The sequence below is a fragment of the Pseudomonas sp. NPDC088414 genome, from assembly GCF_044753325.1.
In the GTDB taxonomy this organism is placed as follows: domain Bacteria; phylum Pseudomonadota; class Gammaproteobacteria; order Pseudomonadales; family Pseudomonadaceae; genus Aquipseudomonas.
Map to the genome: position 1 here is coordinate 67,781 of NZ_JBIVMY010000005.1, position 7,903 is coordinate 75,683.

Sequence of the window (7,903 nt, forward strand, 5' to 3'; positions counted from 1 at the left end):
ATTCCTTGAGTTTCTGCCCAGTCTAAAGGTAAAAACCTTTGCCTCGCGCCGCCAGCTCGCCAATCAGTGGCGCCGGCCGCCATTGATCGCCCTGTCGCGCCTCCAGCGCCAGCAAGCGCTGGTGAATGGCTGCCAGCCCCTGATCGTCCGCCCAGGCCATCGGGCCGCCCCTGTCCGCCGGGAAGCCGTAGCCATTGAGGTAAACCTGATCGATGTCATGCGCCGAATCGGCAATGCCTTCCTGCAGAATTTTCGCGCCCTCGTTGACCAGCGCCAGAAGGCACCGTTCGAGGATTTCCTCGGACCCAATCTCCCGGCGCTGAAAGCCGAGGCCTTCGGTGACGCGCAATATCAGCGCATCGACCTCGGGATCATGCTCGGCCTGGCGACTGCCCGGCTCGTAGTGGTAGTAACCGTTGCCGGACTTCTGCCCGAAACGCCCCAACTCGCATAACCGGTTGTCGACTTGAACCTCTGGCGCATCCTGCCCCTTGCCGGCCAGCTCACGGGTTCGCCATTCCAGATCGATGCCAACCACGTCGTACATGCGAAACGGCCCCATGGCGAAACCGAAGCCCTGCAAGGCCGCATCGACCTGCTGTGGATAAGCGCCTTCGAGCAACATCTTGCGCGCCTCCAGCACATACGGATGCAACATGCGATTGCCGATAAAGCCGTGGCAGTTGCCCGACACCACACTGACCTTGCCCATGCGATTGCCCAGCGCCAGGGCTGCTTCCAGCGCCGCCGGTGAAGTCTGCGCGCCACGGACGATTTCCAGCAGTTTCATGATGTGCGCCGGGCTGAAGAAATGCAGGCCGAGCACTTGCGATGGACGTCTGGTTGCGGCGGCAATCGCGTCGATGTCCAGCGCCGACGTATTGCTTGCCAACAACGCCTCAGGCTTGAGCAGGCCATCCAGCTCGCGAAAGATCTTCTGCTTGAGCTCAAGGTTTTCGTACACCGCTTCGATCACCAGATCGACATTGCGGATCGCTGCGTAATCCGCCGCCACGCTGACCCGCGCGATACGCGCGTCTGCCTCGGCCTGATCGATCCGGCCCTGGCGCACGTTGTGTGCATACGTGTCGGCCACCGTGCCCAGCGCCTGTTCAAGCATCTGTGGATTGTTATCGACCCATTGCACGGCGATACCGGCATTCGCCAGGCACATGACAATGCCACGGCCCATGGTGCCCGCACCAATCACGGCAGCTCGCTGAATATCGAAAGTTGTCTGGCTCATGTTGTTCTCTTGTTGGCGATCCGAAGACAGCCTTCACCATAGTCAGGCACTGGACGTTTTTGAAGTTTATTACCGTGATGATCGGCATTCAGCGCATGGATAAGCCCTGATCGCCCTGAGACCGCTCCCCGTAGGAGCTGCCGAAGGCTGCGATCTTTTGATCTTGATTTTGAAAGATCGCAGCTTTCGGCAGCTCCTGCAGACAGATCAGAGATGCTCTTGAGCCCAACTGCGGACTTGCGCGTACGGATACTCCTCCAGCGCCGCATACCCGCCAATCGTCCGCGCCTTGAGCCTTGTAAACAACGGCACACTGATTCCGCACAGGAACCGCGTCAGGCGCTCGGCCGTTGGCAAACTGCCGGTGTGCTGCTGGTGCTTGTGGATAAAATCACCGCACAACGCCGCGAAGTTCTTATCCACAAGCGCTGGCAACCCGGGAGGTGCCGGCAGCCGCGCGACATTACCGTGGCACACCGAACAGTGCCCGCAGAGCTCGGGCGCATTGTGGTCGCCAAAGTACTCGGCCAGGCGATAACCCAGGCAGCGCTCAGTGGCGAACAGTTCGAGCATGGCGTGAATCCGCGCGACTTCAGTCTGTTCATGCCGGGTGAAGTACTCGTGCAACTCGGCGCTCAGCACAGCGCTGTCGAAATCGCTGTGCAGCACGTTGTAGACCTCGGTCATCTGCTTGCTCTCAAGCTCGACCCAGCCCTTCTCCTGAAAATAATCCAGCGCCGTCACCACCCGATTGCGCTCAGCCGAATACTGCGTGTACATCGCCTCGAAATTCACCGTGGCCCAGGTACGTGCGCGGCTGGAAGTCTGGATGATCGCTGCGACAAAATCCCTGCGCTCACCTTCAAAACGCTCAAGCAACGCTTCCGGTTCCAGCAGGTATTTAAAACGGTACTCGGCATAATAGGCATAGCGCGGCGCGATCAAATCACGCAACTCCATTTGCACCAGCAAAGTCTTCAGCGGCAGCATGCGAATGTTGCTCTGATCAGCCAGTGGCCCGAGCAGAAACTCCCACTGCCCTTCGGCTGCGGCAGCCTGCATTTCCTCCAGCACACAACGAATCCCTTCGCGCTCCGGGGTATCGCCGTAGACGAAGTTTTCCAGCACGTTGAGGCTGTCGCGGTTGGCCAGCACCAGGCAATCCGACGGCTGTCCGTCCCGTCCGGCGCGACCAATCTCCTGGCTGTAGTTCTCGATGGATTTCGGCAGGTCGAAATGCACCACGTTGCGGATGTCGCTCTTGTCGATACCCATACCGAAGGCAATGGTCGCGACAATGCAATTGGACTGCCCGGCCATGAAGCGCTTCTGGATCGCCTCGCGCTGATCGTTGGGCAACCCGGCATGATAAGCCTCGGCTTGTATGCCGTTGCGCCCCAGATGCTCGGCGATGTGCTCGGCGGTTTTCTGTAACGTGACGTAGACGATGCTCGGCTGGCCCGGGCGCTCGCTCATCCAATCCACCAGGCGCCGGCGCTTGTCCAGGCCACGCACCGGCTCCACCAGCAGATTGAGGTTGGGGCGATAGAAACCGGTGATCACCACATCTTCGGCGGCGATGGCGAATTTGGCTTGCATGTCGGCGATGACTTTCGGCGTCGCCGTGGCCGTCAGCAGCAGGGTTTGCGGGATGTTGAACTGGCGTTGATAGTCCGGCAGTTTCAGATAGTCAGGGCGGAAGTTGTGCCCCCATTCCGAGATGCAATGCGCTTCGTCAATCACCAGCAGCGAGATTGGCACCTGCTGCAAAAAGTTGCGGAAACGCTCGTTCTTCAGGCGCTCCACCGAGATCATCAGAATCTTCAATTCACCCGAACGGGCGCGCGCCATCACATCATTGGCGTCATCGCGGCTTTGTGCCGAATCGATGCTGCCGGCACTGATGCCGTGATGCTTGAGGAATGCCAGTTGATCCTGCATCAACGCCAAAAGTGGTGAGACCACCAGGGTCAGATGCGGCAGCAACAGCGCCGGCACTTGATAGCACAGCGACTTGCCGGACCCGGTGGGGAAAATCGCTGCCGCCGAACGTCCCGCCAGTACCGCGCTGATCGCGGCTTCCTGCCCGGGTCGAAACTGTGGATAACCGAAAACCTGTTCCAGGGTGTTGTGCATGCGCTGTCACTCCGTTGACCGCTGTGATGCCAACAGCCTAGCGGGCGATCGCAGCGAGTCGAGAAAAGGCCGGGGTCAATTCAATTCGGGATGATACAGCCAATGGCGCAGACAACTCGGTCCACTGCAGGAGCGAGCCTGCTCGCGAAGAGGCCCCGTAGAACAAAACAAAAACAAACAATTCACGGCTTTAAAACCGCCACTCGCAACTGCTCGTTCAACACCAGCTCATGCACGCCCTGGCTCTTGCTCGCCCACGTTGCATGGGCCGGGCTGATGTCACCGGTGAAAGCTGCCGCCAACTGCCGCAGTTCCGCGACACTGCGCACGCGTGGGCAGAACGGTTGTCCGTCACAGTCCAGACTGGCGTTGCGATAGGTGCTCAACAAACGATCCCACAGACCGTCACGCACCTGCCTGATTGACTTGAGCTGCACATGCGGCACACCCAGTCGCTGCTCCAGCCCCACCTCGTCCAGCGCTTCACTGGCGAGCAAGGCCCTGCCGAACATCAACACCTCGGCGCGCGAGGCGGTATCGATGCCGGTCTGGCTGGAGAGCGCATCGGGCCAACCGGTGCGTTCAAGGTCGGCAAACATCCAGCCGTTGCCGGCATCAGACGCCATGGCCAAACGGCAACCACTGGCCCACAGCAATAAAATCGAGGCCATACGTAGCCACTGCATACTCAATTCCCTTTAAGCGCGTATCGGACGCTTGGAAACGTCCTACAAATTCTGGCGCGCACCATACATAGATTTGCCAAGAAACGCCTGTGAATCCAGTGGGAAATTTCTGCGCTAGGGGTTTCACCGCAAAAAAGCCGCAAAACCTTGTAGGGCATATGCCCGGCCCTCGGAAAATCCCCTACGAACGCCGTCCATTGCGGCGCTCTTGTGAGTGCTCGCCACGCACTTCTATAGTGGCCGGCGCGACTGACCACTGAATCAGCCCCGCCCGAGTGCCTTTGTAAAGGACAAGCCTCACCATGATTACCCGCTATCGCCCCTTGAAGACTTGCTACAACGAAAATCCCGTATTGGTCATCGATACTCACTCCAGCCATCGCGATCTGCTTGATGCCGCTGACCAGCGACTGCGTGCCGCCAGCGATCTGCTGGAAACCCTTTACTGTTTATGTTTCAAACAGGCTGATGTTAAAGATATACCTAACATCGTTAATGCTCTTTATTTATTAGTGCAGGACGGCTGTGATTTGCTCGAAGTAGCAAAACATAAACCGCAACAACCAGACCCACACTGAAAACAACTAAAATCCAGAAACAACAGAATGCTTTAATAAACAATCCAAGAAGACCTAAGTTGTTGACTCTTACTTCAACCGAGAGCAACACAATGACTGTTTTAACTATATTTTTTTGCGGCACTGGTTCCAATAAATTCGACGTTACCCACGAAAACTTCTGGGACGGCGAACTGATTTCCACCTTGGCTGCCAATCATACGGGTTACGAGTTCGCCGAATGGATCGTGGTCGATGGCCCCGGCAGCGGCAACATGCAGGCCGACGATCTATTCACCAAGACCAAGGAATACGGCATGAGCGGCACCTTGTTCGGCAAGGGCTGGGAAGAAAACGTGTTGCATGCGCTCAATATCATCAAGGGCAAGTGCGACTGGCAACGCGAGCAACTGACTGAAGCCGAATACAATCGGCTGAAAGCGGCCGGCATTCCGATCGAAGATGTAAAAGCCGAGGGTTCCTGGTTCTGGCGCAAATATAATTATGGTAATCGCAGCATTACCCAGCAGCAATTACAGGAAGGAATTATCAAAACCCACCGCAAGGATGGTGTTATTCCTACTCAAGTCAATCTCGTCGGTTGGAGCCGAGGCGGCATCAGTTGCCATATGTTGGCCAATGCAATGTTCAAGGACAGTCTGCTGAAAAACATCCCGGTCAATATCTTTGCTCTTGATCCCGTACCAGGCATTGGTAACTTTCAGGAAGAGCGGGTCAAACTCGCGGCCAACGTCAAAGAGTATGTAGCGTTCTATGCTCGTGACGAACGCTCCAAAGGTTTCAGCTGCGTCATCCCGCAGACCGCTACCGGCACTAAAACCTACATCTATCCTATGGCTGGCCGCCACGCCACCATGGCCGGCAATGCCACCAGCAGCGGCGGCGTCCCGACCGGCGCCAATGATCTGAAAACGCTGTCCGAGCCCGGACGCATCGTGCGCCACCTCGCCGAAACCTGTCTCAAACGCTGGGGCGTGCAACTGCAAAAAACGTTGAATCTGACCCAGGCCGATCTGGAAAACCTCACCAACGGCATCGCACGCGATAAAGCCAAATACACACTGATGCACAAACATTCCTACACCTACTTCACCGAGCTGGACCAAGGCGAGCGCTACGTTTCGCTGGGCAGCAAAGGTGTACCGTTCACCAGCGTGAAGGGCGAGATCTACAAGCCGGCGACCGGTTTGGCAACCAGCTTGCTGGATATTTCGGCGTATCAGCATTTGCGTTGAAAAATGATGAAAGACCGGTAGGAACATCCGATGAAATCTTCATCCCGTTCCTACACGCCACGACTCTTTGTCGCCTATCGCGGCTTGAGGGCACAGATCTATAGTCGAGAATGTCGCTGGCAAATCAGCGGCTCGGGCTTGGTCACCTGAATGGATCGTGCATACGCGTCCGCTGTATGCTGCCGGCACTCAATTGCCTGCAGTTTTATGGTGGCTGTGTTTGGGACACCTTCGGGTGTGCCGGATCTGCGCACGATCCTCACCGGTTGACCAACCCGAACACAGTCGCCTCCTGTCGCTTGGTCACGATGTGGTGGCTTCACTTGAAGCATTTGAGGATCAACAAAATGAAAACATGGAATCAATTACCCGCTGATCGCTACCGCTCACTCGAATCCAACCTCACCGACACCTAGCCCCTGATCATCGACACAGCGGCCAACCCGCAAGACATCCTCGAATGCGCCGTCCAACGCCTGCGCGCCTCCAGCGACCTGCTGAAAACCCTCTACTGCCTCAGCTTCAAACAAGCCGACGTCGAAGACATCCCCCATATCACCCACGCCCTCTATCTGCTGACGCAGGATGGCTGTGACCTGCTGCAGGTCGCGCAGCAGCAGATGCTCGGCTGGAAAGCACCGGCCTGACAATGCACTGAAGCAGGCGCACTGACACCGAGAATAACCTGCCTGACCAAACATCATTGACGCTGGGCATCCGGCATCCAGCTAGGAGTTGAAATTTGCAAACTATTATTGATTGCGTACGATATCAGCCACTGTTCAATCAGGAGCTTGACTTCATGACTACCGAAACCATCGACCACAGCACTTTGTCGCGACTTTTAGAAAGCGGTTCGGTAAGCAGCACTCATATCGCCGCCAAGCCGGGTGGATGGTCCATACAGATTCGACATGGAGGTAATGAAAGCGTGCTGACTGCTCAGCGCAGTCGCCAAGTGCGCCTGTTCAAGCGCCTGGAAACATTGGTGGCCTATTTGCGAGAGCTGGGAATCGAGCATTTTGATGTGGATACCTCTGACTACGACCCCCTTCAAATAAGAACCTACACCCGGCCTGACCGTGCCGACGCAATGAAGCTGGCCCACGAAGCGGCAGCCTATGAAGAGTGGGTCAAGAAGCAGGTGCAGATCAGCATTGATGACCCGAGACCAAGTGTCAGCGATGAAGAGGCCCGTCGAATATTTGCCGCCAAACGTGAAGCACTTCGTCAACGAGTGCGTTGATGAGGCTCGTCTGGCGCCAAGAGGCGCTTGATGACCGAGAGGAAATCCTACAGCACATCAGTCTGGACAATCCTGATGCAGCAGTTGATCTCGATGAGATCTTCGAGTTGAAAGGAGAGAGAGCCCGCCAGCGTCCGTTTTTATATAGAAGGGGGATTGCAGGAGGCACCCGTGAAATAGTTGCAACTCCAAACTACATGATCATTTACACGATCAAAGACGATTTTGTAGAGATTTTGCGAGTGGTGCATACCAAGCGGCGATGGCCATAAAGAAGAAGTAGATTCTGGGAGCGTCTTGCTCCCAGGTGGCATTATTCTGGCCGCTTACCCCAACTTCTGCGGGAATAATGGCAGTCAAGCCGATAACGGCAGCTAAACCAGCACCCACAAAAAAGCCGCCTCTAGAGGCGGCTTTCTCGTTACTACAAACCAATCTTACAACTTCGGACCCGCCGCCTTGATCGCGTCGCTCACTTCGAACTTCTTGAAGTTCTCGATGAACAGACCGGCCAGCGCCTTGGCAGCTTCGTCGTAGGCAGCCTTGTCAGCCCAGGTGTTGCGCGGGTTGAGCAGGTTGGTTTCAACGCCCGGTACGGCCAGTGGCACGTCGAGGTTGATGGTGTCCAGGTGCTCGGTGGCGGCACCGATCAGCGAACCGCTATCGTAGGCTGAGATCTAGGATGGACAGGTGCGCCTCTGTACGAATTACAAGAAGCGGATTGCTGCGAGTGTCGATACGGTGTTGAACAGGTAGAAGTTCTCGCAGAACCCGCT

Annotated in this window: 7 protein-coding genes and 2 pseudogenes; 5 read left to right on the plus strand and 4 right to left on the minus strand. The window is 56.5% G+C overall.

What is annotated here, in order from left to right:
* Positions 1 to 22 precede the first annotated feature (22 nt).
* The 3 genes from ACIP8I_RS07935 to ACIP8I_RS07945 form a co-directional block, all read right to left on the minus strand.
* A complete protein-coding gene (locus ACIP8I_RS07935; RefSeq protein ID WP_400760040.1) occupies positions 23 to 1,246 on the minus strand; it encodes a 3-hydroxyacyl-CoA dehydrogenase NAD-binding domain-containing protein in 1,224 nt (407 codons plus the stop codon).
* A gap of 207 nt (positions 1,247 to 1,453) precedes the next feature.
* On the minus strand, positions 1,454 to 3,382 hold the full coding sequence (locus ACIP8I_RS07940) for an ATP-dependent DNA helicase RecQ (protein WP_400760043.1): 1,929 nt from the start codon (positions 3,380 to 3,382) through the stop codon (positions 1,454 to 1,456).
* Between the two features lie 182 nt (positions 3,383 to 3,564).
* On the minus strand, positions 3,565 to 4,068 hold the full coding sequence (locus ACIP8I_RS07945; RefSeq protein ID WP_367082515.1) for a polysaccharide deacetylase: 504 nt from the start codon (positions 4,066 to 4,068) through the stop codon (positions 3,565 to 3,567).
* A gap of 302 nt (positions 4,069 to 4,370) precedes the next feature.
* Between ACIP8I_RS07945 and ACIP8I_RS07950 the strand changes: the two genes are divergently transcribed.
* From ACIP8I_RS07950 to ACIP8I_RS07970, 5 genes and pseudogenes are all read left to right on the plus strand, one after another.
* A complete protein-coding gene (locus ACIP8I_RS07950; RefSeq protein ID WP_003220660.1) occupies positions 4,371 to 4,646 on the plus strand; it encodes a hypothetical protein in 276 nt (91 codons plus the stop codon).
* Positions 4,647 to 4,738: 92 nt separating this feature from the next.
* A complete protein-coding gene (locus tag ACIP8I_RS07955; protein ID WP_400760046.1) occupies positions 4,739 to 5,881 on the plus strand; it encodes a hypothetical protein in 1,143 nt (380 codons plus the stop codon).
* A 347-nt stretch (positions 5,882 to 6,228) separates the two neighbouring features.
* A pseudogene (locus ACIP8I_RS07960) lies at positions 6,229 to 6,528 on the plus strand (hypothetical protein).
* Positions 6,529 to 6,683: 155 nt separating this feature from the next.
* The gene (locus tag ACIP8I_RS07965; protein ID WP_367082512.1) at positions 6,684 to 7,127 is read left to right on the plus strand and encodes a hypothetical protein; all 444 of its coding nucleotides are present in this window, start codon (positions 6,684 to 6,686) and stop codon (positions 7,125 to 7,127) included.
* Positions 7,127 to 7,399, plus strand: coding sequence for a type II toxin-antitoxin system RelE/ParE family toxin (locus ACIP8I_RS07970; protein ID WP_367082510.1), 273 nt, complete (start codon positions 7,127 to 7,129; stop codon positions 7,397 to 7,399). Before ACIP8I_RS07965 ends, ACIP8I_RS07970 begins: the two co-directional genes overlap by 1 nt.
* 165 nt (positions 7,400 to 7,564) lie before the next feature.
* Here the strand turns inward: ACIP8I_RS07970 and ACIP8I_RS07975 are convergent.
* Positions 7,565 to 7,903, minus strand: a pseudogene (locus ACIP8I_RS07975) (hypothetical protein); the annotation flags it as partial.

What these genes read in the sequence shown, in the direction of transcription:
- ACIP8I_RS07935 (WP_400760040.1), bottom strand. Translation starts at nt 1,246, where the DNA reads ATGAGCCAGACAACTTTCGATATTCAGCGAGCTGCCGTGATTGGTGCG.
- ACIP8I_RS07940 (WP_400760043.1), bottom strand. Translation starts at nt 3,382, where the DNA reads ATGCACAACACCCTGGAACAGGTTTTCGGTTATCCACAGTTTCGACCC.
- ACIP8I_RS07945 (WP_367082515.1), bottom strand. Translation starts at nt 4,068, where the DNA reads ATGCAGTGGCTACGTATGGCCTCGATTTTATTGCTGTGGGCCAGTGGT.
- ACIP8I_RS07950 (WP_003220660.1), top strand. Translation starts at nt 4,371, where the DNA reads ATGATTACCCGCTATCGCCCCTTGAAGACTTGCTACAACGAAAATCCC.
- ACIP8I_RS07955 (WP_400760046.1), top strand. Translation starts at nt 4,739, where the DNA reads ATGACTGTTTTAACTATATTTTTTTGCGGCACTGGTTCCAATAAATTC.
- ACIP8I_RS07965 (WP_367082512.1), top strand. Translation starts at nt 6,684, where the DNA reads ATGACTACCGAAACCATCGACCACAGCACTTTGTCGCGACTTTTAGAA.
- ACIP8I_RS07970 (WP_367082510.1), top strand. Translation starts at nt 7,127, where the DNA reads ATGAGGCTCGTCTGGCGCCAAGAGGCGCTTGATGACCGAGAGGAAATC.